This is a genomic window from Allobosea sp. 2RAB26 (genome assembly GCF_052115465.1).
Taxonomy (GTDB): domain Bacteria; phylum Pseudomonadota; class Alphaproteobacteria; order Rhizobiales; family Beijerinckiaceae; genus Allobosea.
Genome location: NZ_JBFRGS010000024.1, coordinates 42,238 through 65,133 on the forward strand (window position 1 = coordinate 42,238; position 22,896 = coordinate 65,133).

Sequence of the window (22,896 nt, forward strand, 5' to 3'; positions counted from 1 at the left end):
GGGTCATGGCGAGCGCGCGCTATCAAGGGAGCTGCCATTGCGGGCGGATCGGGTTCACGGTCGAGGCCAGCCTCGAGCGGACGATCACCTGCAACTGTTCCTATTGCCAGCGTCGCGGCTCGATCCTGACCTTTTCGCCAGCGACGGCCTTTACCCTTGAAAAGGGGGAGGATGCGCTGACCGAATACCGTTTCCACACGCAGAAGATCCAGCACCTGTTCTGCGAAACCTGCGGCATCGAATCCTTCGCTCGCGGCTCGATGCCGGACGGCACGCCGATGGTCGCGGTGAATGTACGCTGCCTCGAGGGTGTCGAGCCCGCCGAACTCGATTCGACGATGTTCGACGGGCGCTCGCGCTAGCATCAAGTCAAAGGACGGCTCCGCCTTGTCCATCTCCAATCGTAAGCCGGGTCAGCCCAAGGAAGCACCAGCCGAGCCGCTGAAGCGCGCCATTTCCGGTGCGATGAAGGCGATCGCGCGCAAGCCCGAGATGGAAATCGTCTTCGCGGCGGACAAGCCATCGCTCGTTGGCGAACGGGCCCGTCTGCCCGAACCGCCGCGCAAGCTGACGGTCCAGGATGTCGCGATCCTGCGCGGCCACTCGGATTCGATGGCACTCAGGCTCGCCTGCCATGACGCCTCGATTCACCGCCGCGCCGCGCCGGAGGGCGATGCGGCGCGCGCTGTCTTCGACGCCGTCGAGCAGGCCCGGGTCGAATGCGTCGGCTCGCGCCGGATGAGCGGCATGGCCGGCAACATCACCGCCATGCTGGAAGACCGCTATCATCGCGGTGGCCGCTACGAGGAAATCTCCGATCGGGCCGACGCCCCACTGGAAGACGCACTCGCGTTGATGGTGCGTGAGCGCCTGACGGGGCTGAAGCCGCCGCAGGCCGCGACCAAGATCGTCGATCTCTGGCGCGACGTGATCGAGGCGAAGGCCGGTGCCGATCTCGACCGGCTGTCGCAGTCGGTCGAGGATCAGCGCGCCTTTTCGCGGACGGTTCGCGATATGCTGGCTTCACTCGACATGGCCGAGCAGAGTTCGCAGGGCCAGGACGAGGAAGAGGACGAGGACAACCAGGACCAGTCCTCCGAGGATCAGCAGCAGCAGGATGGCGAGGCCGAGCAGGAAAGCGGCGGCGAGCGCTCGGAGGTCGAGGTCAGCGAGGATGCGACCGACGAGTTGCAGGAGGGTGCGTCGGAAGCGACCGATGCTCCGGCCGGCGACTGGGACGAGGAGGACGATTCCTCTGAATCCGAGGAGGCGGGCGAGGCGCCGCGCCCCCGCGAGGGGCGCCAGAACGACCGGCCGCAAACGGACTACAAGCCCTACACCGTCAAGTTCGACGAGACGGTCACGGCCGAGGAGCTCTGCGACGCCGAGGAGTTGACCCGGCTGCGGGCCTATCTCGACAAGCAGCTCGCCCATCTCCAGGGCGTGGTGGCACGGCTTGCCAACCGGTTGCAGCGCCGCCTGATGGCGCAGCAGAACCGGTCCTGGCAGTTCGATCTCGAAGAGGGTTCGCTCGATCCTTCGCGCCTGCCGCGGATCATCATCGACCCGTTCCAGCCGCTCTCCTTCCGGCAGGAATCGGACACGAATTTCCGCGATACGGTCGTGACGCTGCTGATCGACAATTCCGGCTCGATGCGCGGCCGGCCGATCACGGTTGCCGCGACCTGCGCGGACATCCTGGCGCGGACGCTGGAGCGCTGCGGCGTCAAGGTCGAGCTGCTCGGCTTCACCACGCGTGCCTGGAAGGGCGGGCTGTCGCGCGAGGCCTGGCTGCAATCCGGCAAGCCGGCCAATCCGGGCCGGCTGAACGATCTCAGGCACATCATCTACAAGGCGGCGGACGCTCCTTGGCGCCGGGCTCGCAAGAATCTCGGGTTGATGATGCGCGAAGGCCTGCTCAAGGAGAATATCGACGGCGAGGCGCTCGACTGGGCCCATAAGCGGCTGCTCGCGCGGCCCGAGCAGCGCAAGATCCTCATGGTGATCTCCGATGGCGCGCCGGTCGACGATTCGACGCTGTCGGTCAATGCCGGCAACTACCTCGAGCGGCATCTGCGCCATATCATCGCCGAGATCGAGACGCGCTCGCCGGTCGAACTGATCGCCATCGGCATCGGCCATGACGTGACGCGCTACTATCGCCGCGCCGTCACCATCGTCGATGCGGAGGAACTCGGCGGGGTGATGACGGAGAAGCTGGCCGAGCTCTTCGAGGAGGATGGCCCCACCGGCAAGGCTCCGGTTTCTCGTCGCATGCAATGAGGCTGACCAGACGCGGCGTCCTCCAGGGGCTGGGCGCCGCTAGCTTGGGCTTGCCTGCCGCTCAGGCTCAGAGCATCGAGCCGGGCCGCATACCGCTCACCATCAGCGTGCGCGGCTTCGATGCCTTCGAGCCGCGCAATCCCGGCAAGACACACTTCGGCCAGCTCAGCTTCCGGGGCGGGCTGGTGTTGCGCGGCGACCATCCGCGCTTCGGCGGGTTTTCCGGCCTCTGGCGCTCGCGCAACGGCGTCGATCTGGTTGCGATCACCGATAACGGCTTCTGGTTGACGGCGAAGACTGTCTTCGAGAAGGGGCGGATCGTTCGCTTCGAGCAGGCCGAACTCGCACCGATCCTCGGCGCCTCCGGGCGGCCGCTGCATCGTTCGCGCTATTTCGACACGGAGAGCCTGACGATCGCCGATGGCGTCGCCTATATCGGCGTCGAGCGGACGCATGACGTCCTGCGTTTCGAATGGGCGCGGTATGGAGTCGAAGCGCGTGCCCGCATCGTCCCGGTACCGCGCGAGGTGAAGCGCCTGCCGAGCAATCGCGGGCTGGAGGCGATTGGTGTCGTTCCTGCCGGGCAGCCGCTTGCGGGCGCGCTCGTCGCCATTGCCGAGCGCTCGGGCGGGGAAGACGAACCGACGCTCGGCGTGATCATCGGGGGGCGGCAGCCCGGCCTGTTTCAGGTGCGGCACCATGGCGGCTTCGATATCACCGATCTGGCCTTCCTGCCCGGCGGAGACATGCTTCTGCTGGAGCGCTGGTACAAGCCTCTGCGTGGTGTCGGCATGCGGATTCGCCGCGTTCCCGGCGCAAGCCTCCGGCCGGGTGCGATGCTTGACGGCCCCTCCCTGATCGAGGCCGATCTCGGCCAGGAGATCGACAATATGGAAGGGCTTTGCGTCCATCAGGATCATGGCAGGACGATCCTGACCCTGATCTCGGACGACAACTTCTCTTTCCTGCAGCGCACCGTGCTGCTGGAATTCGAGTTGGGATAAGGGGACGAGCGTGACTTCAAGCTCGCTCTTGCGGCGAGCACAAGTCCTGAATGTGCCGGCGATCAAGCACCGAGAACGGATGATACGGGGCTGGCCACTGCGTCCTATGCAAACGAAAAAAGCGGCCTTGCGGCCGCTTCATTCATTCCGTGAAGGAGCCGCGCGATCAGTTGGTCGCGAGCTTCTTCTCGATGTCACGCTTCAGCGTGAGTGCGCCGGTCGAGAGGTTGCCTGCCGGCTCCTTGACCAGGAAGGCGTCAAGTCCGCCACGGTGATCGACCGTACGCAGGGCGTTCGCCGAGACACGCAGGCGCACGGAGCGGCCGAGCGCGTCCGAACGGAGCGTAACATTGACGAGATTCGGCCGGAAGACGGTCTTCGTCTTGCGGTTCGAGTGGCTGACGAGGTGCCCGGTGAGGGTGGCTTTCCCGGTCAGTTCGCAACGGCGAGCCATGATATCGTTCCCTTGGAACCGGTTGTCTCAAACAAAAATGCCGACACGCGACGTGCCGGCCCACGAGCACCGGAAGTCAAATTGAAGTCGCGGGTCTATAGCCAAGGCCGGCTGCTGCGTCAAGGACCGCGACTGATTCCATAGCACGATCGGGGCGGCCGCAGCGTGGCGGCATTGCCACTCGCCAAATTCGGTAAAAGGGGTCACGATTCGGACCGATTCGCAGTGCATGCCGGTGCGAAGCATGCCGTCCGGAGGAGTTGGATGAAGCCCGCCATCGCGTCGTCCCTGGCCGGACGTGGTCTCGCTGCGCTGGCCCTGGCCTCCGGCTTTGGAGCGTCTTCGGCCGCGGCGGCCTCGTTGGAGGCCAAATATGATGTCTCCCTGCTCGGCCTGACGCTCGGCACCGCCCATCTCAGTGGCGGCATCGACGGCAGCAGCTACAAGCTCGATATCGTCGCCAAGATGACGGGCCTGGTCGGCAGCTTCACGGGCGGACGCGGCTCAGGTGCCGCAACCGGCAATCTTCATGGCGGGCGCCTGTCGCCTGCGACCTTCGCGGTTTCGTCGGCGAACTCAAGCGAGAGTCGCACTGTGCGCATGGCGCTCGACGGCGGCACGGTGCAGGCCGTGGATATTGCGCCGCCGATCGACGACAAGCCCGATCGCGTGCCGCTCAACGAGAGCCACAAGCGCAATGTGGTCGATCCGATCAGCGCCTTCCTGATGCCCGTGGAGGGCAAGGGCGGGAATGGTGCCGCCTGCAACCGGACGCTGCCAATCTTCGACGGCGCTGCGCGCTATGATATCAAGTTGAGCTATTCCGGTTCGCGGCAGGTGAAGCTCGAGGGCTATAGCGGCCCGGTCACGATCTGCCAGGCGCGGTATGTGCCGATCGCAGGGCATCGGGCCCTGCGGCCGAGCACCAAGTTCATGACCGAGAATCGCGAGATCAACACCTGGCTCGCCCCCGTCAACGGCACCAATGTGATGGTGCCGATCCGCATCTCGGTGAAGACCATGATCGGGACGGCGGTCATCGAGGCCTCGAGCTTCAGGGTCGATCCGACCACCACCACGGCCGCGCGGCAGAACTAAGCCGCAGCGCGTTCACTCGCTTTTGTCGTTGCAGTAATCTCACCCAGCCAGTCACGGATCGCCGTCCCGATTGCACTGGGGTGATCCTCCTGCAGGTAATGCGCGCCGGGGCCGAGATTGATCAGGCGGCAATCATGCAGCCCCGCCGCGAACCGATCCGCCTCGGCCGGAGAGATCAGCGCCCCCGGATCGCCGCAGAACAATAGCTTCGGATAGGTGGACGCACGTAATGCTGCGTGGTCGCGCTCGCTGACGGCATGGACATCGGCCGGGGCGCCCGCAATGGGGAGCTCGTTGGGCAGTCGGAGGATCGGCCTGCGCGATTCGGGTGTTGGAAACGGCGCTCGATAGGCATCCAGCTCTTCATCGCTCAAGGCCCGCAGGACGGCAGCGGGCAGGACCCTCTCGATAAAGACATTGTCCTCGAGAATCAGCTTCTCGCCCTGTCCCGGCGTCCGGAACGCCCTGAACAGCTCACGCGCCTGCGGCCGCTGATGGAATGCATCCCAGCTTGCAAAGGGCTGGATGAATTCCATGAAGGCCAGGCCGATCATGTCGCTGGGGTTACGGGAGGCATGGTGGAAGGCGAGTGCCGTGCCCCAGTCCTGGGCGACGATGACCATCCGTTCTAGGCCCAGTTCTGCGATGAAGGCGTCGAGATAGCGGACCTGGTCGGTGAAGCGATAGGCGATGTCTGGCTTGCCGGACTGACCGTAGCCGATCAGGTCGGGGGCAATGCAGCGCGCCAGCGGCGCGACGTGCGGAATGATATGGCGCCAGATATAGGAGGAGGTCGGGTTGCCGTGCAGGAAGAGTACGGTCGGCCCCGCAGAGCCGGCCTCGACATAGGACATGGTCGAGCCGAGGACGGGAATCTCCCGGCGCAGCCATTCGGATGCGAGTCCAGGTGACTGGGTCATGGCGATGCCCTTCTTCCAAACAGCGTTGCGAAAAGGATGGCCTTGAAGCGTTCGAGCGGAACCGGGCTGCGATCGACCTTCATGCGCAGGATCGCGCCCTGCCAGGCGGTGAGCAGGAAATCAGCGAGGTCGTCGGCGCTGAAATCCGTCGCGATCTCGCCGGTGGCCTGGCCTTCGGCAATGCATGCCGCAAAGGGCTCTCGCCAAAGGACGAAGATCTCCGAGAGTCGCTGCCGCAACCGTTCGCTATTGGGAGAGGTCTCGACGCTGAAATTGCCGATCATGCAGCCGCGCGACCAATCGCCGGCTTCGAGCTTGGTCGTGATCGCGTCCAGATAGCGCCGCAACCGCGCGGCTGCGGGCAGGGAGCGGTCGGCTAGGGCTTCATCGACGAGGCCGCCGACATAGGCGAAATAGCGATCGAGCACTTCCTCGGCGAATTCCTCCTTCGATCCGAAATGATTGGTGAATGAGCCAGGGCTCGCTCCGGCTGCAGCGACGATCTCGCGTATGCCGGTGGCGGAATAGCCGCTTCTCCAGAGTAGATCGCGGCCAGCGGCGAGGAGATTTTCACGAAGGGATGGCTTGCTCATGAAGATAAAATACGTACGTACGTATTATTGTCAACGCTCCGGGAAACGCCCGATCGCCAAGGTGTCGGACGGGAGGCGGGTCTCGTCCGAACGGCCCGCTGAGGCGATGGCTCAGGCTGGTTCCGCGCCGTTGCGTACGCAGAAATCACACGGCGGCCCCTCGTTTCGCCGTGAGCACGACATAAATAGCGCGGAGGACTGTCGGCGCCCGGCTGTTTACGCTGGTCGCGAAAATGAGTGGATCAAGCTCGTGTCACGATTCCAGATATGGTGGTGCGTGCGGCCGTCCCCGCGATATCTTGCCGTGAACGAATCCCGATTCTGCCGGAGTCAGCGATTCGGGCTTGCTTCGTTCAGGACTCGTTCCGCAGCTTAATTTCGGCGCTCCAGCTTGTGCCAAGGTAGGACGCTTTCCCCGGCGTCTGCTGCCGGCAAGGGCCCAAAGGAAACGATCGGTCGCGTCTTGATTTCAGCACGCTCTCTTCCGCCCTCGGTTCGTGCGCAGGGTGTCACAGCAGTTCTCGGGCCCACCAATACCGGCAAGACGCATCTGGCGATCGAGCGGATGGTGGCGCACCCGACCGGAATGATCGGCCTGCCGTTGCGCCTGCTGGCGCGCGAGGTCTATGGCCGCGTGGTCGAGAAGGTCGGCCCCGAGGCGGTGGCGCTGGTCACCGGCGAGGAAAAGATCAAGCCGCAGCGGCCCCGCTTCTGGGTCTGCACCGTCGAGGCCATGCCGCGCGATCTCGCCGTCGATTTCGTCGCGATCGACGAGATTCAACTCGCGGCCGACCTCGACCGCGGTCACGTCTTCACCGACCGCCTGCTGAACCGGCGCGGACGGGCCGAGACGATGCTGATCGGCGCGGGCACCATGAAGCCGCTGATCGAGCAGCTCATTCCCGGGGTGAACGTCGTCACGCGTCCACGCCTGTCGCAGCTCACATTTGCCGGCGACAAGAAGATCACCCGCCTGCCACGACGCAGCGCGATCGTCGCCTTCTCCGTCGAGGAGGTTTATGCGATCGCTGAACTGATCCGTCGGCAGAAGGGGGGAGCCGCCGTCGTGCTCGGCGCGCTCTCGCCGCGCACGCGCAATGCCCAGGTCGAGATCTACCAGTCGGGCGACGTTGACTATCTCGTCGCGACGGACGCCATCGGCATGGGGCTCAATCTCGATGTCGATCACATCGCCTTCGCGTCGGACCGGAAATTCGACGGCCATCATTTCCGCAAGCTGAACCCCGCGGAGTTCGGCCAGGTCGCCGGGCGCGCCGGCCGCCATCTGCGCGACGGCACCTTTGGCACGAGCGGGCGTTGCCCGCCCTTCGACGCCGAACTGGTTGAGGCGATCGAGAATCATCGTTTTGAATCGGTGCGGCAGCTGCAATGGCGCAATTCCGATCTCGATCTGCGCTCCGTCGACGGGCTGATCGCCAGCCTGAACGTCCAGCCAACCGAGCAGGGGCTGACCCGTGCGCTGATCGCAGAGGACATGACGACGCTGGAGGTTCTGGCCCGCGATGCCGATGTCAGGCCGCTGGCGCAGGGCCGTGCAGCAGTCGAGCGGCTCTGGGAGGTGTGTGGCCTACCTGATTATCGCAAGATCGCGCCGATGCAGCACGCTGATCTCGCCACCACGCTGTATCTGCGCCTGATGCGCCACGGACGGCTCGATCCGGCCTGGTATCGCGCCCAACTCGATGCGCTTGACCGGACCGATGGCGAGATCGACACGCTGTCTGCCCGCATTGCGCAGGTCCGAACTTGGACCTATGTCGCAAACCGTCCTGACTGGTTACCTGATCCAGAGCATTGGCAGGGGGTGGCGCGTCTTGTAGAGGACAAGCTGTCGGACGCTTTGCACGAGCGGCTAGCCAGCCGTTTCGTCGATCGGCGCACGAGCGTGCTGATGCGTCGTTTGCGGGAGAATGCAATGTTGGAGGCTGAGGTCACCACGACGGGCGATGTGCTCGTCGAGGGACAGCATGTCGGGATGCTTCAGGGATTTCGCTTCACGGCGGATCCCAAGGCTGGCGGGCCCGAGGCGAAAGCCTTGAACATGGCCGCGATGAAGGCGCTTGCCAGCGAGATCGAAGCGCGCGCCGCGCGTGTCGTGCTCGCGGCTGATGATGCCTTCGTGCTTTCGCATGACGGGCTGGTGCGCTGGATCGGTGAGCCGGTCGCGCGGCTTGTCGCCGGCGACAAGGTTCTGGAGCCGCGCCTGCGCCTGCTGGTCGAGGAGCACCTGACCGGACCGGCGCGCGAGCAGGTCGACGCGCGCCTCACTCTCTGGCTCAAGAATCACATCGCCCGTCTGCTTGGTGCCTTGCAGCTGCTCGAGAATGCCGAGAATGTCACCGGTATCGCGCGCGGCATCGCCTATCAGGCCGGGGAGTCGCTGGGCGTGCTGGAGCGCGCCAAGGTCGGCGAGGAGATGAAGACGCTGGATCAGGAGGGCCGCGCGGCACTCCGTCAGCTCGGCATCCGCTTCGGAGCCTTTCATCTTTACGTCCCGGCCCTGCTGAAGCCGGCACCACGTGCGCTGGCTGCCCAGCTCTGGGCGCTGAAGCATGGCGGGCCCGATACGTCGGGCCTCGACGATATTGCCCATCTCGCAGCCTCGGGTCGGACATCCTTTGCCGTCGACAAGGCGGTGCCGAAGGGCCTTTACCGTGCTGCCGGCTATCGCGTCTGCGGCGAGCGCGCCGTGCGTGTCGATATCCTCGAGCGGCTTGCTGACCTGATCCGGCCGGCTATCGCCTATCGCCCGGGCCTGACCCAGGGCCAGCCGCCCACCGGCGCGGCCGATCAGGACGGTTTTGTCGTCACCGGTGCCATGACCTCGCTGGTCGGTTGTGCGGGCGAGGATTTCGCCTCGATCCTGCGCTCGCTCGGCTATGTCTCGGCCAAGCGTCCGGGACCGGCGATCACCGTGCCGCTGGCGCAGCCACCGGTCGCGGCTACCGCTCCGGTTGCCGACGCGCCGACCGCGAAAACTACGGACGTCCCGGCTGGGCACGAGGCCGATCCGGCGGTGGTGGCCGATGAGGTCGGCGCCGGTATTGTCGACGAGCCTTTGGCCGCCACTGACATCGAGACCGCCGAGGCTGCCTCTTCGGAGGCCGCCGCGCCTGAAACGGCCGACGCCCCGATCGCGGCGGAGACCGAGTTCGAGCAAGCCGCACATCCGGTGCCAGCCGATGCCATGTCTGCTCTGCCGGCGCCTGCCGACGAGACAGCTGTCTCCGAGACGCTTGCCGCGGAAGCTCTTGCCCCTGAGGCAGCGGTTGATGTGGTTGCTGCGGCCGAGGTGCAGGAAATCGAGGTCTGGCGGCCGCATCGTCACCAGGGTGGGCGCAGGCCGGAGCATGCCGGCCGCGGTCGCCGCGACGGCGCTCAGGGCGAGCGTCAGCCTGGCGCAGGGCGTGGTGAACGTCCGAACCGTGACAGCCGGCCCGACGAGCGTCGCCGCCAGGGCGATCGTGGCCGTCCGGCTGCCGCCAATGCGTCTCAAGGTGATGCTCCCCGACAGGATGCGCAGCCGCGCGAGGGTGATCAGAAGCGCAGCGGCCGGCCGCAGCGTAATGGCCGCCCCGAGCAGGGGCGCGGCCCGCGGCCGGACTTCAAGCGCGATGGACGCCCAGGTGGCCCACGCCGCGAGGAGCGCGGCAACGAGCGTTTCCAGCAGGCGTCAAAGCCGCGTCCGGCCGAGCGCGAGCCTGATCCGGATTCGCCCTTTGCCAAGCTTGCGGCTCTCAAGGCCCAGCTCGAGGGCGGCGGGCGCAAGACCTGACATGGGGCTCAACTGACCTGGGGCTGAGCGGAAAGGCTGTCCTTGCGGGAAGATCGCCAGCGTCTCGATAAGTGGCTCTGGTTCGCGCGTTTCGCCAAGACGCGCTCGGTCGCTGTGCGTCTGGTGGATGACGGCCATGTCCGCGTGAATGGTCGGCGTGCAGGGAATGCAGCGCTTGGGCTCAAGCTCGGCGACGTGCTGACACTGGCGCTGGTGCATGAGACCATGGTGGTGCGCCTGCTCGCCCTGGGCAGCAGGCGCGGTCCCTATGAGGAGGCGCAACTGCTCTATGAGCGCTTGGGGGAGAGCACGCGCGGCGACGCGCCGCTTGCGGAGGACGATCCGAGCGGATAGAGCGCGGGAGCGGTTCGATAGGCCTGCCTGGGCAGGCTTGGGTGCTTCAGGAGGAGTTTCCTTCCGGAGCTGGCCGGAAGAGATTTTTCTTTCTGCCGCAGCCCGGATATCGACCTTGAAATACCCGCCTTCCGGGTCTTTATGATCCGGCAGGATGGACCGGGAAGGACTGGCGACATGACCTATGTGGTCACCGAAAACTGCATCAAGTGCAAGTACATGGACTGCGTCGAGGTCTGTCCCGTCGACTGTTTCTACGAAGGCGAGAACATGCTCGTCATCCATCCCGACGAGTGCATCGATTGCGGTGTCTGCGAGCCCGAATGCCCGGCCGAGGCGATCAAGCCCGATACAGAACCCGGCCTTGAGAGCTGGTTGCAGCTCAACTCGAAATATGCGTCGAGCTGGCCGAACCTGACCCAGAAGAAGGACCCGCCGGCCGACGCCAAGGACTTTGATGGCGTGGCTGGAAAGCTCGAAGAACATTTCTCGCCGAACCCCGGCGAAGGCGACTGAATTTCACCCAAGGGGAAGAGGCTGAGCGATGAGCACACCGGCGCTGCGACATGCAGTTCCGGTGTTAATCGGCGTTTACCTTTGATTCGGCGTGTTTTTTGTGATACACCTTTTCGTGCAGTCGAATTGGTTCCGCCTGCCCCTGCGAGGATTCATAAACGGGGCACCCCCATAGATACGGGATGACCAGGGCTTCCGGCAGAAGGCCGGAGCGTGGTGATTTTCGTGTTCGGTGGTCAAGTAGCAATCGGCTGAGGGAGCGTGAGGCTGCGGGTCCGTGACCGCTCGGTCGGGATTGCAACGCATCAGGCAGAGTGTCTCCGGTCATTCCGGCCGGGGACGTGTCATCGTGGGCCGTGTCAAGCGGTCCCGTCAGGAGTCGTAACGGCATGTCCACTGCGAAGAAAGCTGTTGTGCGCCAGGGTTTCAAGACGGGCGAGTTCGTCGTCTACCCGTCCCATGGCGTCGGCCAGATCACGGCGATCGAAGAGCAGGAGGTTGCCGGCTTCAAGCTTGAACTCTTCGTCGTCAGCTTTGCCAAGGACAAGATGACGCTGCGTGTTCCCACCGCCAAGGCTGTGAGCGTCGGCCTGCGCAAGCTTGCCGATACCGATATCGTCAGCAAGGCGCTGACGACGTTGACCGGCCGGGCCCGGATCAAGCGCACCATGTGGTCGCGCCGCGCCCAGGAATATGAAGCGAAGATCAATTCGGGCGATCTTGTCGCCATCGCGGAGGTCGTCCGCGATCTCTACCGCTCCGAGGCGCAGCCCGAGCAGTCCTATTCCGAGCGTCAGCTTTACGAGGCTGCGGTTGACCGCATGACCCGTGAGATCGCGGTCGTCGACGACGTGACCGAGACCGAAGCGCTGAAGAAGATCGAGGGCCAGCTCGCCAAGTCGCCGCGTCGTGCGGCCAAGGGCACCGAGGTCGACCCGGCTGATGCCGATCTCGAAAGCGACAATGACGATCTGCAGGAAGAAGCCGCCTGAGGCGATTCCTCCGGCATGATGCCAATCAACCCGGCGGGCAACCGCCGGGTTTTTTCTTGGCCAGACGGCTCCGGTTTTTGCGCGGGAGAAGGGCGACTAAGCGCTCCCAGGCTGGCTTGGCGGCCCTGAGCGTCTTCTCGTGATCCGGCAGCTGCTGGACCGGCCGCCCATCGCGCGCGGTCCGGTGGATCAGCAGGCGGGCCTTGATCTGCGTGACCCCACGGGACCTGGGCCAGATCGGGCGAGCGCCCATGGAGAACCTTGCGGCCAGTCAGTTCGGAAGCGGCGCCGGCAAGGTTGTTGCCGGTGCAGGGGGCGCCTGCAGAAGCCGATCACGCCGGTTCCGTCGGTGGCGCCTGATGCTGTAGCAAGGAAAGCCAGGGCTGCCCGCGCGGGCAGCCCCTATTCGGCGACGATCTTGTAGCGCTGGCCGGGCGTCAGCTTGCTGTTACGATCGAGCCCGTTCAGCAGCAGGAAGAGGTCGAACGCGCGCTCATGTGTCGCCATGCGGGCGGCCAGCGTTGCAGGCGTGTCGCCTTCGGAGGCGCTGACGATCCGCAATTGCAGAGGCTTCGTGGCCTGTGCTTCCGCTGCAGTCAGGACCCGGAAGCTGCTGAGCACGGCGCGCATCGGGCGCTCCGGATCGCTGCTGCCGCGGGCCGCCAGGATGAAGCGATAGACGCGATTGCCTGCCTGGATGGCGGCGAGCCTGAAGGTCCAGTCGGTCCCCTTGCCGCTGGCCAGGACGGCGGACTGGCCCTCAAGGTCGAGCTTTTCGACGGGGCCGGTCTCGACCCCGTCGATCCAGCCGGAGGCGACATAGGATTCGAGGGTCTGGCCGGGCTTGAGCGTGACCGAATCAAAACGCAGCGCCTGGGCACCGTTGCCGCTGACACCGATGACCATGTCGCGCGCCGCCTCGAGGTCGAACCCGTCGGGGGCATCGAAGGTGATGCGCAAGGTGCTGTTGAGATAGCGCCGGCCTCGTACCACGCCATCGCTCGGGTCGTCGCCATAGGCGATGCCGTCGATCGCAGCGAGCCAGCGGGCCGCATCGCGCTCGCCAAGCCCGGGTGCACCGATCTGGCGGGCGGACGCCGTGACGGCGGCGACGCGCTCCGGGGTCGAGGGATGGCTGGAGAGAATATCGAGCCGCTTCTCGCTGCCGCTCTGGCCCTGGCCGCTGTTGCGGAAGCTGGTATTGCGGCCGAGCGCGCCCAGGAAACGGCCCGCTCCATAAGGGTCGTAGCCGGCGCGCGCGATGTTGCGGACGCTGATCTGGTCGGCAATCAGCTCCTGCTGTCGCGAGAAGCGGGCGAGCGAGATCTTGGAGCCGGCCTGAACGGAGGCACCGGCAGCCGGATCGTTGAGCACCTGTGTGACGACTTGCGTGACAAGCGCAGATTCGGCTTCGGCCTCAGCCCGCTCGACGGCGTGATGGGCGGTTACATGGGCGATCTCGTGGGCGAGCACCGAAGCGATCTCGCTGGTGTCGTTGGCGAGCGCCAGCAGCCCGCGCGTGACGTAGAGCCGGCCATTCGGCAGGGCAAACGCGTTCACCGCCGGCGAGTTCAGGATGGTGATCTCGTAGCTGCCGATCTGCCCTTCGCCAGCCTTGACCAGCCGCGCCACGACTTCGTTGAGCTGGGCCCGAGCGTTTGGCGCGCGGTACTCGCCGCCGAAGGCGGCCAGCAGCCGCAAATGCTCGCGGTCCGACGCGCGCTGGAACGTGCTCAGCCGCGGGGCAAGCTCGCCATCGGCCGGTTGTGGGGGCAGGACGCTCTGGTCGCCGAAGCAGCCGGAAAGCAGCAGGGCGGGCAGGAGCAGGGCGCCTAGTCGCGCCATGGGGCGTGACACAGTCTGTCGGCGAAAGGCCAGCATGGTTCTAATCGATCAGTTCCAGGGCTGCGCGGGAGGGGAGTTCGAGCGACAATCCATCCGGCCCGCTCAGTACGCCGCGCGCCCACACGCGTTTACCCGTCAGTGTCCTGGCGGTCCAGCCGACCTCCCGCATCTCCCGCCAGAGCCTCCTCGACACAACGACCGACGCACCGGCTCCCCGCCGGCGCGAAAAATTCAGATAGGAACGCTGCGGTCGCTCGCCGATCGATGCGATCCGCCCCTCCAGCACGATGACGCGACCGGCGTGCACCTTCAACGCGGCAATATCGTGACCATCGACGAGATTGGCTGGTTTTGGGCCAGTTTGTCGCGCGGATGGGGTGGTATTCGGGGCAGATGCCCGCAAGAACGCGTCGCAGGGGCTGCTGACGGAATCGGGTAGATGCCAGGCTGCGCCGCTTCGGATGAGGGCGACCGACAGGTCCAGCGGTGCGGTGGCCTGGGTATCCGGATCGGCCAGCAGGCGCGCCGCGATGCGGCCCCAGCGATCGGGCTCGGCCAGGATGACGATCCGGAGATCGCGGCCTTGCCACGCTGCCAGGGCTGCGACGAAACGCGCGGTCTCCGCGTCGTCCTGCCGAGGGGCCAGCCCGACGAGGCGTATCCGCCGGCCATCGTCGAGCAGCAGATCGCCGCTGGTGTCGGTGCCAGCCAAACGAACCGTCGGCGTCTCGGCGGCCGGGGCCGGACAGGAGTCGTTCGCCAGCGCCTTGCCCGACGCGGCAACGAGACTCAGTATGACTGCAACAAGAGGCTTCACCCGCATGCGCTTTATGCTAAACGCATTCACGTGCGTCCCGGTAGCTCAGCAGGATAGAGCAACGGTTTCCTAAACCGTAGGTCAGGGGTTCGAATCCCTTCCGGGACGCCAGTTCTCCCACAGCAATCTGAGACTGGACGGGGTGACCCGTCTGGCTGGGCTTCTGACCATAGGTTAGGCTTGGCTCAGGCGCCGTTGCTGGCTTGTGCAGCCCTCGCGACTGTTGCCCGATAGCGGCCGGCCGCCGCGCAACTCCCACTCCATAGGTTCACGATGCCCAAGCGTACGATCTCTTCCGACCGTGTCTTCAAGGGAAGGCTGCCTTTCGCCCAGGCGACGGTCGCCGGGGACTTCATGTTCGTCTGCTGCGTCGGGATGGACAGGGAGGGCAAATATGCCGTCGGCGACGCACGGCGTCAGACGCAGCAATGCATCGATAACATCCGCGCTCTCCTGGAGGAGGCCGGCGGCAGCCTGAAGGATGTCGTCAAGTGCACGGTCTATGTCACCGACCGTGCCTATTGGGAGCCGATGAACGAGGTTTATTTCGCCAATTTCGCCGAGGATTCGCCGCATCGCGTGTCCTGCATCGTCAATGGCCTCGGCTCGCCCGACTGTCTCGTGGAGATCGACGCGACCGCCTATCTCGGTGAAATGAAGTAGACCTCGCGATCGCGCAACGGGCGGTCGCGCGCTGCGCGCATCCTGAGGCCGGATACTGGACCGGTCTGACCGCTCGGCCTGATCGCAGCTCGCGCCGTTGCCTGCTTAGGATCAGCTATTGACCAGTCGAGGCCTGGACGTGCGGGCTCGCGAGAGTGCCTTGCACGTGATTGGCCCGGCGCATGGATTGTGTGCCGGGCGTTGCTTACCCCTTTGCAGTCCATGACCAGTCTTGCGCCGGTTCGCGCATAAGATGCGGAGCGCATTGCGGAATGCGGGCCAGTCTGCCGTGGAGTTGCGCTCCGAGGCGGGGCTTGGCATGCGCGACGCTCTATGCCGTCACGATTCAAACAACCAGGAAAATACAGAGCCATGTCGATCGAACGTATAGGCCTGACGGAACGGTGGTGCGACGCCGCCATTTTCAACGGCATTGTCTTCCTCGCCGGCCATGTCGCGGAGAAGACCGAAGGGGACACGCTGACGCGGCAGACCGAGGAGGTGTTGGCCCTGCTCGAGGAAACGCTCGAAGCTGCCGGCAGCGCGAAGGACCGGATTCTGAGCGTTCAGATCTTCCTGACCGATATTGCGCGCATCGCCGAGATGAACGCCGTCTGGGACAAATGGGTAGCTCGCGGCAGCGCGCCGGCGCGCGCGACCGTGGAGGCGAAGCTCGCTTCGCCTGGATATGCGATCGAGATCACCGCTGTGGCCGCGAAGAAGGCCCCCTGAATTCCGGGGGCCGCGCGGTACATCGGCAATCTGACCTATCGTCAGCCTGTCATTAAGCATGGCGGTTGAATCTCGACGAGGCGGACGTGATTTCCACCGCGGTTTAGGGATTTGACCGCCATAGCAGGACGCGCCGAGGCCGTTCCTGTTCGCCTCGCACGGGAAGCCATGACGATCGTTGTTCGATCGCCTGGCGGCCCTGAAAGGTGGACAAGGGCTTTGACATGTCTGTTCGCGCGATGATCCGAGCGATGCGACCGCATCATTGGCTCAAGAACGGGCTCGTCTTCGTCCCCATCCTGCTGAACCATGACGTGTTCGATCTCGCTGCGCTCGGCCACGGGGCGATTGCGTTCGTCGCGTTCAGCCTGCTCGCCTCGGCGATCTATCTCCTCAACGATATTGTCGATGTCGAGGCCGACCGGCGGCACCCGACCAAGTGCAAGCGTCCTCTGGCTGCCGGCGAGATCACCGCGAAGCAGGCTTATGCTGCGGTGCCACTGCTGATGATCGCGGCCTTCGCCTCGTCAGTGTTCATGCCTGAGCCGGGTACGTTCCTGCTGGCGCTGACCGCCTATCTGGTCCTGGCGCTGCTCTATCTGTTCGTTCTCAAGCGCAAGCTGCTGGTCGACGTGCTCGGGCTCGCAGCTCTGCATACCCTGCGCATCCTGGCCGGCAACGCCGCGGCGGCGATTCCGGTCTCGTCCTGGCTGCTCGCCTTCTCGATGTTCCTGTTCTTCAGCCTTGCGCTGGTCAAGCGCTATGCGGAGCTGCGAATCACGCAGGACCAGTCCGGGCTGAAGAAGGCCGGCCGCGGCTATCAGGCCGAGGATGTCGAGGCCCTGTCGCAGCTCGGCATGGCCTCGGGCTGCACCTGCGCGCTGATCATGGCGCTCTATGTCGATAGTGCGGCCGTGAAGCAGCTTTATCGTCACCCCGAGATCATCTGGCTGGTTTGCCCCGTCATCCTCTATCAGATGGCGCGGATCTGGTTTCTCGCCCGTCGTGGTCAGATGCCGGATGATCCGCTGGTCTTCATGATCCGCGACTGGCGCAGCCAGGTGACGGGTGGGTTGGTGCTGCTGATCATGGTCGCCGCGACGGTCCTGCCGTGAACGGACGAGCGCCCGAATATCGGTCCTGGGGCGGCCTCATCGCCCGGAATACGCAGATCATCATGCCGGACGCCTGGAGCGCTGAGCCTGGGCGCTACCCTTCGACCGTGCTCGCCTATGGCAATGGCCGTTCCTACGGCGATTCCTGCCTCAATGATGGCGGCGGGCTGATCGCGGCGCGTCGCCTCGATCAGATCCTGGCCTTCGATCGCGAAAGCGGACTGATCACCTGCGAAGCCGGAGTGTTGCTGGACACCATCCTGGAGCATGTGGTTGCGCTGGGCTGGTTTCTGCCGGTCACGCCGGGCACCGCCTTCGTCACCGTCGGCGGGGCGCTCGCCAACGACGTGCACGGCAAGAACCACCATCGCGCCGGCACGTTCGGGCGGCATGTGCGTGCCTTCGAGCTGGCGCGTTCGGACGGGGCCCGGCTCACCTGCGCGCCTGACATGAACAGAGAGCTCTTCGCCGCCACGATCGGCGGCTATGGGCTGACCGGGTTGATCACCCAGGTGACATTGCAGCTGATGCCGATCCCATCCGCCGAGATGCGTCAGGAGGCGATCCATTTCCCGAGCCTCGAGCGCTTCTTCGAAGTCGCGGCGGAATCCGATGCAACCCATGACTACACCGTGGCCTGGATCGACTCGCTTGCTGGCGGGACCGGCTTCGGACGCGGCGTCTTTTTCCGTGCCAATCATGCTCCGGCGTCGGAACTGCCGCGGTCGCGCGCAGCGCGCCCGCTGCCATTCCCGATCAATCCTCCCTTTCCGCTGATCAATCGGCTGACGCTGCGTGCCTTCAACATGCTCTACCGGGCAGCGCAGCCGCGTTCGCCGGAGCCGAGGCGCATTCCCTATCGGCCGTTCTTCTACCCGCTCGACCGGGTGAGCAACTGGAACCGCGCCTATGGCCCGCGGGGCTTGCGCCAGTTCCAATGCGCGGTGCCGATGGCGCAGGCGCATAGGGCGGTCGAGGAGATGCTGAGGCGGACGCTCGCGGCCGGCGAGGCATCCTTTCTGACGGTGCTGAAGCTGTTTGGGGACGTGCCGTCGCCAGGCATCATGTCGTTTCCGGTTGCGGGCGCGACGCTGACGCTCGATTTCCCGCATCGCGGCGAGCGGACGCTCACGCTGCTGGACGAGCTTGATCGCGTGGCAATCGCGGCGGGCGGCCGGGTGAACCCTTACAAGGATGCCCGCATGTCGCCTGCAACCTTCGAGGCATCCTTCCCGCAGTGGCGGGATTTTGCCCGGCATGTCGATCCGGGCTTCTCATCCGGCTTCTGGCGCCGCGTGACCGCGGGCTGAACGTCGTTCAGGCGGTTGCCCGGGTGACGGCTTCAAGCCGATAGCCTTCCGGATCGATGACGAAGGCGGCGTAATATTCAGGTGCATAGCGCGGTCGCAACCCGGGGGCGCCGTTGTCCCGTCCGCCTGCCGCAAGCGCGGCCCGATGGAAATCGTCGGCAGCCCGACGCGTCCCCGCCGCGAAAGCGAGGTGGAACCCCGGCCCCGGCGGAGTGACCGGGCCAGCCTGCAGCTTCAGCGCCAGGAGATCGCCGCCATTCGGCGGCCCGTAGCCTGCTCCATCGGCAACCGTCCAGACCCGCACGAGGCCGAGCGGCGCCAGTGCAGCATCATAGAAGGCAATCGCCCGTGGGAGATCGGACACGCCGAAGGAGAGATGGCTCAACATGGCTCACCGGACTGATGCTGCGGAAGGGAGAGTTCTGCACGAGCGGCCACGGATTTCTGTCAGCAGGCGCTGCGACGCAAAAGGGCCGGCGCATGCCGGCCCTGGGGAAGCTGCCTGGGCAGGGAGCTCAGTTCTTCGCGGTCGCAACCTTGCGCAGATAATCGGTGACGATCCGCGTGATGCCGCGCGAGAGCAGGTCGTCGAGTGCCTCGATGAACTGGTCGCATTGCTCGCGCGTCACGATCAGCGGCGGTTCGAGGCGGATGACGTTGCGGTTGTATTCGGTGAAGGCGACGAGCACGTCGTAATCCTTCAGGAGCAGCGCGCCGACAAAGCCGCAGAGCGACCCCTTCAGCTTGTCGTCGAGCAGCGCGACCATGTGCTTGACGCCGAAAGGCATGGCCTCGCTGATGTCCTGGAACTCGACGCCGATCATCAGGCCGCGGCCGCGGATCTCCTTGAGCAGCGTCGGGTGCTTGGCGCGAAGGGTGTTCAGCCGCTCGATCAGGTAGTCGCCCTGGCGCTTGGCGTTGCCCATGAGGTCTTCTTCATAGAGCACGTTGAGGGCCTCGATCGCGCTGACGCAGGCCTCGCCCATGCCGCCAAAGGTGGCCTGGGCATGGATCAATGCGGTTTTCGGCTTGCCATAGGCCTTCATGTAGAGTTCGCGCCGGGCGATCATCGCACCCATCGCAGCCTTGGAGCCGCCGAGAGCCTTGGCGAGTGCGGTGACGTCGGGCACGACGCCGTCACGCTCGAAGGCGAAGAACTGGCCGGTGCGGCCGAGCCCGCACTGCACTTCGTCGGCAATCCAGAGGACGCCGTGCTTGTCGCAGACTGCGCGCAAGTCGCGCCAGAAGCCATCGGGGGCTTCGACGATGCCGCCGCCACCCTGGATCGTCTCCATCACGACGATGCCGATCGCCGGATCGGATTCGAGCGCCAGGCGCACGGCCTCGATATTGCCGAACGGCACCTTGACCCGGTTTTCGACGAGCTTGAACTGGGACTGGTAGAGCGTCGAATCCGTGACCGAGAGCACGCCCTTGGTCTTGCCGTGGAACGAATTCGCGGCATGCAGGATCTTCGACCTGCCCGGGCCCTGAACCTGCTCGGCGACCTTCAGCGCAGCTTCCATGGCTTCCGAGCCGGTCGAGCCGAGAAAGACCATGTCGAGATCGCCGGGCGAGATCGTGGCGAGATTCCGGGCCAGGGCGGCCGCATATTGCGACATGAACGCCATGCAGATCTCGTGGCGGTTCTCGTCCTGGAACTTCTGCCGGGCGGCGATGATGCGCGGGTGGTTATGGCCGAAGGCGACCGAGCAGAACCCGCCGAAGAAATCGAGGATCTTGCGCCCGTCCCGGGTGATGTAATGCATGCCCTCGGCACGATCGACGATGATCTTGTCGAAGCCGAGCAGCTTGAGGAAATGCAGCTGTCCGGGGTTGATGTGGTTGGCAAAGAGCTCCTTCACCTGTGCGGCGTCGAGCTGTTTGGCCTCCTCGACGCTGATCAGCTTCGGGCGGGCTGGGGAATCGTCGTTCCTGAAAGCTGGCATGCTCATGCGGCCTTGCTCCTCTGCTCGCCCTTGCTCTTGCGATATTCGGTATAGGCGGCGAGCAGCATGTCCTCGTCGCGGTATTTCGGGGTCCAGCCGAGCTCGCGCTTGGCCTTGCTGGTGTCGAGAATGCAGATCTCGTCGGCGATCATGTACTGTTCCGGGTCCATGATCGGCAGATTGATCGCGTCAAGCGTGTTCAAGGCGAACTTGACCAATGGTGCAGGCGTCGGCAGCAGGATCGATTTCGAGCCGGCATGCCTGATCAGGTCGCCCAGCAGCTTCTTCACCGGCGGCGGATCGTCCGAGCCGAGATTATAGGCGCTGTTGGGGAAGTCGGCCTTCCAGGCTGCGGTGCAGGCGCTGGCGCAGTCGAACACCGAGATGAACTGGTAGGGATTGCCGCCGCCGCCGATCATCGGCACCGGCAGGTTCATGTCGATCAGGCGGAAGAGCTTGACGAGGATGCCGAGGCGGCCCGGGCCGATGATCAGGCGCGGCCGGAAGATCGGGATCCGAAAACCCTTGTCGCGATAGGTCTGCGCCAGGGTCTCGGTGGCGAGCTTGCTCTCGCCATATTCGCCGAGGGGTTTTGCCGGATGGGTCTCGTCCTGCGGCACGGTGATGGAGTGGCCGTAGATCATGTCCGTGGTGAAGTGGACGAGCTTGTTGGCGCCGCGCTTCTCCATCCAGTTCAGGATGTTGGCGGTGCCGTGATAGTTCACCGGCCAGAAGAAATCGTGGCGTTCCCGACGGGTCACGATCGGCGAGAGCATTTTGGCCGAGAGATTGTAGACGAGATCATCCTGGCCGAGCGGGATGCTCTCCACGCTCTCGGCTCTGGTTACGTCGATCGTCTGGAAGGGGACCGCCGCGTAATGGGCGTGACCGCTCTTCTGGATATCCGCGACCAGCACCTCCTCGCCCATGGCGGCGAGGTCCGCCGCGAGATGCGAGCCGACGAAGCCGTCTCCGCCGATAATGATGTGTTTCATGCTGAGTTTGCCGCTGGTTCGATGATGAGATGCGTCAGCGCGACGTGTCGGGAAGGCGAGGGCGCCGGTCACGGACCGGCACGGGCACCGGGCGCAAGGCGGGTCTGTTCTCGGGCGGTTCGAACAGGATGCCGAGGCGGAGAATGAATCGTGCGATCAGGTCCATCATGACTCAGCTCTGTGCGATGAAGATGGTGCCAAGGACGATGAAGCCAATGCCGGCGATGCGGGCAGGGCTCAGGTCTTCCTGGAAGACGAAGTAGGCGTAGACCGCGACCACGACGTAAGCGAGGCTCAGGAACGGGTAGGCGTAACTGATCTGTACCTTGGACAATACGATCAGATGCGAGGCCATGCTGACCACGAAGGTGCAGAGGCCGGCGAAGACGAAGGGGTTGAAGACGACCCGAAATACGGTCCAGATCAGTCCGTCATTCGCGATATCGAGGTTACCGATGCCGGTCATGCCCCGTTTCAGCATCAGTTGCGCGGCTGCGTTGGTCAGCACGGTAAACAGAATCAGGGGTATGTAGGAATTCATCGGGCAGCATTTGTCCGCGTTCTTGACGGGCCCTGAATGCGGCTGAAAATACTTCAAATGCCTTACGTCAGCGACCTTACCTAACCGTAACCTTAAGAAGATGCTGAGGCCTTGGGGACAAGTCTCGCGGATCTCGCATGCCCTGTTCCCCGCCGGTTCTGGCGGGCATGGCGGTCGCCGGGGCATGCAAGATCGACCGATCCTCGAGACCTGCGCTCAGGCGACCTGCCCTTCTTCAAGGACACCATCCTTGTCGAGGGTGCGCTGCAACGCCGGCCGCGAGAATACGCGAGCGAGATAGGCCTCGAAGACAGGCAGGCGCGGCAGCGCGCCGATAATGTTCATGCCGAAATGGATGCCGCTGCCGAGCTGGGTGTCGGCGGCGGTGAAGCGGTCGCCGGCCGCGAAATCTTGATTGCCGAGGCGCTTCTCCAGATAGGCAACGGTGTCCTCGTGCGACCCGAAGGAGAAATGCTGCGGGACGTAATCGATATTGGTCGCCCTGGTCGCGATGATTGGGTCGAGTACTGCGTCGGTATAGACGAGGGCCGTCAGATAGGGGGCTCGCGCGGGATCACTCAGCGCAGGCGCGAGACCCGCCTGGGGGAAGGCGTCGGCGAGGTAGATGCAGATCGCGGCACGCTCGGTGACGATGATACCGTCATGGATGACGGCGGGTACCTTCTTGTGCGGCTGGATGGCGCGGTAGTCCTCGGGGGCACCGCTCTTGGCGCGAATATCGATCATCTCCATCCGGTAGGGCTGCCCGAGTTCTTCCAGGAGCCAGAGCACGCCGAAGGAACGCGATTGCGGGGCGTGGTAGAAGGTCAGCATGGCTCTCTCCATCATGAGGACGGCGCTCCCGATAGGGTGCGTCGTCGGGGCGATGGCGGGAGTTGTGACGGTACTTGATGTCAGT

Annotated in this window: 23 protein-coding genes and 1 tRNA gene; 13 read left to right on the top strand and 11 right to left on the bottom strand. The window is 64.8% G+C overall.

Annotated features, from left to right (window positions below; translation table 11 throughout):
- The first annotated feature begins 5 nt into the window (after window positions 1-5).
- The 3 genes from AB4118_RS30095 to AB4118_RS30105 are packed head-to-tail and all read left to right on the top strand — an operon-like array spanning window position 6 to window position 3,287.
- Window positions 6-362, top strand: coding sequence for a GFA family protein (locus AB4118_RS30095; RefSeq protein WP_441493209.1), 357 nt, complete (start codon window positions 6-8; stop codon window positions 360-362).
- 25 nt (window positions 363-387) lie between these two features.
- On the top strand, window positions 388-2,283 hold the full coding sequence (gene cobT, locus AB4118_RS30100; RefSeq protein WP_441493210.1) for a cobaltochelatase subunit CobT: 1,896 nt from the start codon (window positions 388-390) through the stop codon (window positions 2,281-2,283).
- A gap of 44 nt (window positions 2,284-2,327) precedes the next feature.
- The gene (locus AB4118_RS30105) at window positions 2,328-3,287 is read left to right on the top strand and encodes an esterase-like activity of phytase family protein (protein ID WP_441493211.1); all 960 of its coding nucleotides are present in this window, start codon (window positions 2,328-2,330) and stop codon (window positions 3,285-3,287) included.
- Window positions 3,288-3,453: 166 nt separating this feature from the next.
- On the opposite strand, the gene rpmB is transcribed toward AB4118_RS30105, so the two are convergent.
- Complete coding sequence (gene rpmB / locus AB4118_RS30110) at window positions 3,454-3,741, bottom strand: 50S ribosomal protein L28 (protein WP_113516050.1); 288 nt, start codon at window positions 3,739-3,741, stop codon at window positions 3,454-3,456.
- Window positions 3,742-4,005: 264 nt separating this feature from the next.
- Here rpmB and AB4118_RS30115 point away from each other — a divergent pair, with 264 nt between their 5' ends.
- Window positions 4,006-4,839 (top strand): DUF3108 domain-containing protein, encoded by an 834-nt coding sequence (locus AB4118_RS30115; protein WP_441493212.1) that lies wholly within the window; start codon window positions 4,006-4,008, stop codon window positions 4,837-4,839.
- Here AB4118_RS30115 and AB4118_RS30120 read toward each other — a convergent pair.
- Window positions 4,836-5,759, bottom strand: a complete 924-nt coding sequence (locus AB4118_RS30120; RefSeq protein ID WP_441493213.1) for a haloalkane dehalogenase — start codon at window positions 5,757-5,759, stop codon at window positions 4,836-4,838. The genes AB4118_RS30115 and AB4118_RS30120 overlap by 4 nt on opposite strands.
- Window positions 5,756-6,352 (bottom strand): TetR/AcrR family transcriptional regulator, encoded by a 597-nt coding sequence (locus tag AB4118_RS30125; RefSeq protein ID WP_441493214.1) that lies wholly within the window; start codon window positions 6,350-6,352, stop codon window positions 5,756-5,758. The genes AB4118_RS30120 and AB4118_RS30125 overlap by 4 nt, the downstream gene beginning before the upstream one ends.
- 466 nt (window positions 6,353-6,818) lie before the next feature.
- Here AB4118_RS30125 and AB4118_RS30130 point away from each other — a divergent pair, with 466 nt between their 5' ends.
- The 4 genes from AB4118_RS30130 (at window position 6,819) to AB4118_RS30145 (ending at window position 12,010) form a co-directional block, all read left to right on the top strand.
- Window positions 6,819-10,148 (top strand): helicase-related protein, encoded by a 3,330-nt coding sequence (locus tag AB4118_RS30130; protein ID WP_441493233.1) that lies wholly within the window; start codon window positions 6,819-6,821, stop codon window positions 10,146-10,148.
- A gap of 42 nt (window positions 10,149-10,190) precedes the next feature.
- Window positions 10,191-10,502, top strand: a complete 312-nt coding sequence (locus tag AB4118_RS30135; RefSeq protein WP_441493215.1) for an RNA-binding S4 domain-containing protein — start codon at window positions 10,191-10,193, stop codon at window positions 10,500-10,502.
- 177 nt (window positions 10,503-10,679) lie between these two features.
- Window positions 10,680-11,018: a ferredoxin FdxA gene (gene fdxA / locus AB4118_RS30140; protein WP_069878872.1), complete on the top strand. Its 339-nt coding sequence runs from the start codon at window positions 10,680-10,682 to the stop codon at window positions 11,016-11,018.
- Window positions 11,019-11,407: 389 nt separating this feature from the next.
- A complete protein-coding gene (locus AB4118_RS30145; protein WP_069878873.1) occupies window positions 11,408-12,010 on the top strand; it encodes a CarD family transcriptional regulator in 603 nt (200 codons plus the stop codon).
- A 402-nt stretch (window positions 12,011-12,412) separates the two neighbouring features.
- On the opposite strand, the gene AB4118_RS30150 is transcribed toward AB4118_RS30145, so the two are convergent.
- Together AB4118_RS30150 and AB4118_RS30155 are read right to left on the bottom strand one after the other, a co-directional pair.
- On the bottom strand, window positions 12,413-13,855 hold the full coding sequence (locus AB4118_RS30150) for a M48 family metalloprotease (RefSeq protein WP_441493216.1): 1,443 nt from the start codon (window positions 13,853-13,855) through the stop codon (window positions 12,413-12,415).
- A gap of 40 nt (window positions 13,856-13,895) precedes the next feature.
- Complete coding sequence (locus AB4118_RS30155) at window positions 13,896-14,678, bottom strand: hypothetical protein (RefSeq protein WP_441493217.1); 783 nt, start codon at window positions 14,676-14,678, stop codon at window positions 13,896-13,898.
- Window positions 14,679-14,706: 28 nt separating this feature from the next.
- Here AB4118_RS30155 and AB4118_RS30160 point away from each other — a divergent pair.
- From AB4118_RS30160 to AB4118_RS30180, 5 genes are all read left to right on the top strand, one after another.
- Window positions 14,707-14,783: transfer RNA gene (locus AB4118_RS30160), tRNA-Arg, on the top strand.
- 162 nt (window positions 14,784-14,945) lie between these two features.
- A complete protein-coding gene (locus AB4118_RS30165; protein WP_441493218.1) occupies window positions 14,946-15,335 on the top strand; it encodes a RidA family protein in 390 nt (129 codons plus the stop codon).
- 372 nt (window positions 15,336-15,707) lie between these two features.
- Window positions 15,708-16,067: a RidA family protein gene (locus tag AB4118_RS30170; protein ID WP_441493219.1), complete on the top strand. Its 360-nt coding sequence runs from the start codon at window positions 15,708-15,710 to the stop codon at window positions 16,065-16,067.
- Window positions 16,068-16,306: 239 nt separating this feature from the next.
- Window positions 16,307-17,182 carry a UbiA family prenyltransferase gene (locus AB4118_RS30175; RefSeq protein WP_441493234.1) on the top strand — a complete coding sequence of 292 codons (876 nt, stop codon included), beginning with the start codon at window positions 16,307-16,309 and terminating at the stop codon, window positions 17,180-17,182.
- A gap of 62 nt (window positions 17,183-17,244) precedes the next feature.
- On the top strand, window positions 17,245-18,492 hold the full coding sequence (locus tag AB4118_RS30180; protein ID WP_441493220.1) for an FAD-binding oxidoreductase: 1,248 nt from the start codon (window positions 17,245-17,247) through the stop codon (window positions 18,490-18,492).
- A 7-nt stretch (window positions 18,493-18,499) separates the two neighbouring features.
- Here AB4118_RS30180 and AB4118_RS30185 read toward each other — a convergent pair whose 3' ends face one another.
- From AB4118_RS30185 to AB4118_RS30210, 6 genes are all read right to left on the bottom strand, one after another.
- Window positions 18,500-18,880: a VOC family protein gene (locus AB4118_RS30185; protein ID WP_441493221.1), complete on the bottom strand. Its 381-nt coding sequence runs from the start codon at window positions 18,878-18,880 to the stop codon at window positions 18,500-18,502.
- Between the two features lie 127 nt (window positions 18,881-19,007).
- Window positions 19,008-20,447 carry an aspartate aminotransferase family protein gene (locus AB4118_RS30190; protein ID WP_441493222.1) on the bottom strand — a complete coding sequence of 480 codons (1,440 nt, stop codon included), beginning with the start codon at window positions 20,445-20,447 and terminating at the stop codon, window positions 19,008-19,010.
- Window positions 20,444-21,436, bottom strand: coding sequence for an NAD-dependent epimerase/dehydratase family protein (locus tag AB4118_RS30195; RefSeq protein WP_441493223.1), 993 nt, complete (start codon window positions 21,434-21,436; stop codon window positions 20,444-20,446). Before AB4118_RS30195 ends, AB4118_RS30190 begins: the two co-directional genes overlap by 4 nt.
- Before the next feature lie 34 nt (window positions 21,437-21,470).
- Window positions 21,471-21,605 carry a hypothetical protein gene (locus AB4118_RS30200; RefSeq protein ID WP_441493224.1) on the bottom strand — a complete coding sequence of 45 codons (135 nt, stop codon included), beginning with the start codon at window positions 21,603-21,605 and terminating at the stop codon, window positions 21,471-21,473.
- Between the two features lie 3 nt (window positions 21,606-21,608).
- Entirely contained in the window at window positions 21,609-21,977 is a 369-nt protein-coding gene (locus AB4118_RS30205) for a DMT family transporter (protein ID WP_113516062.1), read from the bottom strand.
- 216 nt (window positions 21,978-22,193) lie between these two features.
- Window positions 22,194-22,811, bottom strand: a complete 618-nt coding sequence (locus AB4118_RS30210) for a glutathione S-transferase family protein (RefSeq protein ID WP_441493225.1) — start codon at window positions 22,809-22,811, stop codon at window positions 22,194-22,196.
- Between the last annotated feature and the right edge of the window lie 85 nt (window positions 22,812-22,896).

Coding starts and splice junctions, on each gene's coding strand:
- AB4118_RS30095 (WP_441493209.1), top strand. CDS start 6: ATGGCGAGCGCGCGCTATCAAGGGAGCTGCCATTGCGGGCGGATCGGG.
- rpmB (WP_113516050.1), bottom strand. CDS start 3,741: ATGGCTCGCCGTTGCGAACTGACCGGGAAAGCCACCCTCACCGGGCAC.
- AB4118_RS30115 (WP_441493212.1), top strand. CDS start 4,006: ATGAAGCCCGCCATCGCGTCGTCCCTGGCCGGACGTGGTCTCGCTGCG.
- AB4118_RS30120 (WP_441493213.1), bottom strand. CDS start 5,759: ATGACCCAGTCACCTGGACTCGCATCCGAATGGCTGCGCCGGGAGATT.
- AB4118_RS30125 (WP_441493214.1), bottom strand. CDS start 6,352: ATGAGCAAGCCATCCCTTCGTGAAAATCTCCTCGCCGCTGGCCGCGAT.
- fdxA (WP_069878872.1), top strand. CDS start 10,680: ATGACCTATGTGGTCACCGAAAACTGCATCAAGTGCAAGTACATGGAC.
- AB4118_RS30145 (WP_069878873.1), top strand. CDS start 11,408: ATGTCCACTGCGAAGAAAGCTGTTGTGCGCCAGGGTTTCAAGACGGGC.
- AB4118_RS30150 (WP_441493216.1), bottom strand. CDS start 13,855: ATGGCGCGACTAGGCGCCCTGCTCCTGCCCGCCCTGCTGCTTTCCGGC.
- AB4118_RS30155 (WP_441493217.1), bottom strand. CDS start 14,678: ATGCGGGTGAAGCCTCTTGTTGCAGTCATACTGAGTCTCGTTGCCGCG.
- AB4118_RS30165 (WP_441493218.1), top strand. CDS start 14,946: ATGCCCAAGCGTACGATCTCTTCCGACCGTGTCTTCAAGGGAAGGCTG.
- AB4118_RS30170 (WP_441493219.1), top strand. CDS start 15,708: ATGTCGATCGAACGTATAGGCCTGACGGAACGGTGGTGCGACGCCGCC.
- AB4118_RS30175 (WP_441493234.1), top strand. CDS start 16,307: ATGATCCGAGCGATGCGACCGCATCATTGGCTCAAGAACGGGCTCGTC.
- AB4118_RS30180 (WP_441493220.1), top strand. CDS start 17,245: ATGCCGGACGCCTGGAGCGCTGAGCCTGGGCGCTACCCTTCGACCGTG.
- AB4118_RS30185 (WP_441493221.1), bottom strand. CDS start 18,880: ATGTTGAGCCATCTCTCCTTCGGCGTGTCCGATCTCCCACGGGCGATT.
- AB4118_RS30190 (WP_441493222.1), bottom strand. CDS start 20,447: ATGAGCATGCCAGCTTTCAGGAACGACGATTCCCCAGCCCGCCCGAAG.
- AB4118_RS30195 (WP_441493223.1), bottom strand. CDS start 21,436: ATGAAACACATCATTATCGGCGGAGACGGCTTCGTCGGCTCGCATCTC.
- AB4118_RS30200 (WP_441493224.1), bottom strand. CDS start 21,605: ATGATGGACCTGATCGCACGATTCATTCTCCGCCTCGGCATCCTGTTC.
- AB4118_RS30205 (WP_113516062.1), bottom strand. CDS start 21,977: ATGAATTCCTACATACCCCTGATTCTGTTTACCGTGCTGACCAACGCA.
- AB4118_RS30210 (WP_441493225.1), bottom strand. CDS start 22,811: ATGCTGACCTTCTACCACGCCCCGCAATCGCGTTCCTTCGGCGTGCTC.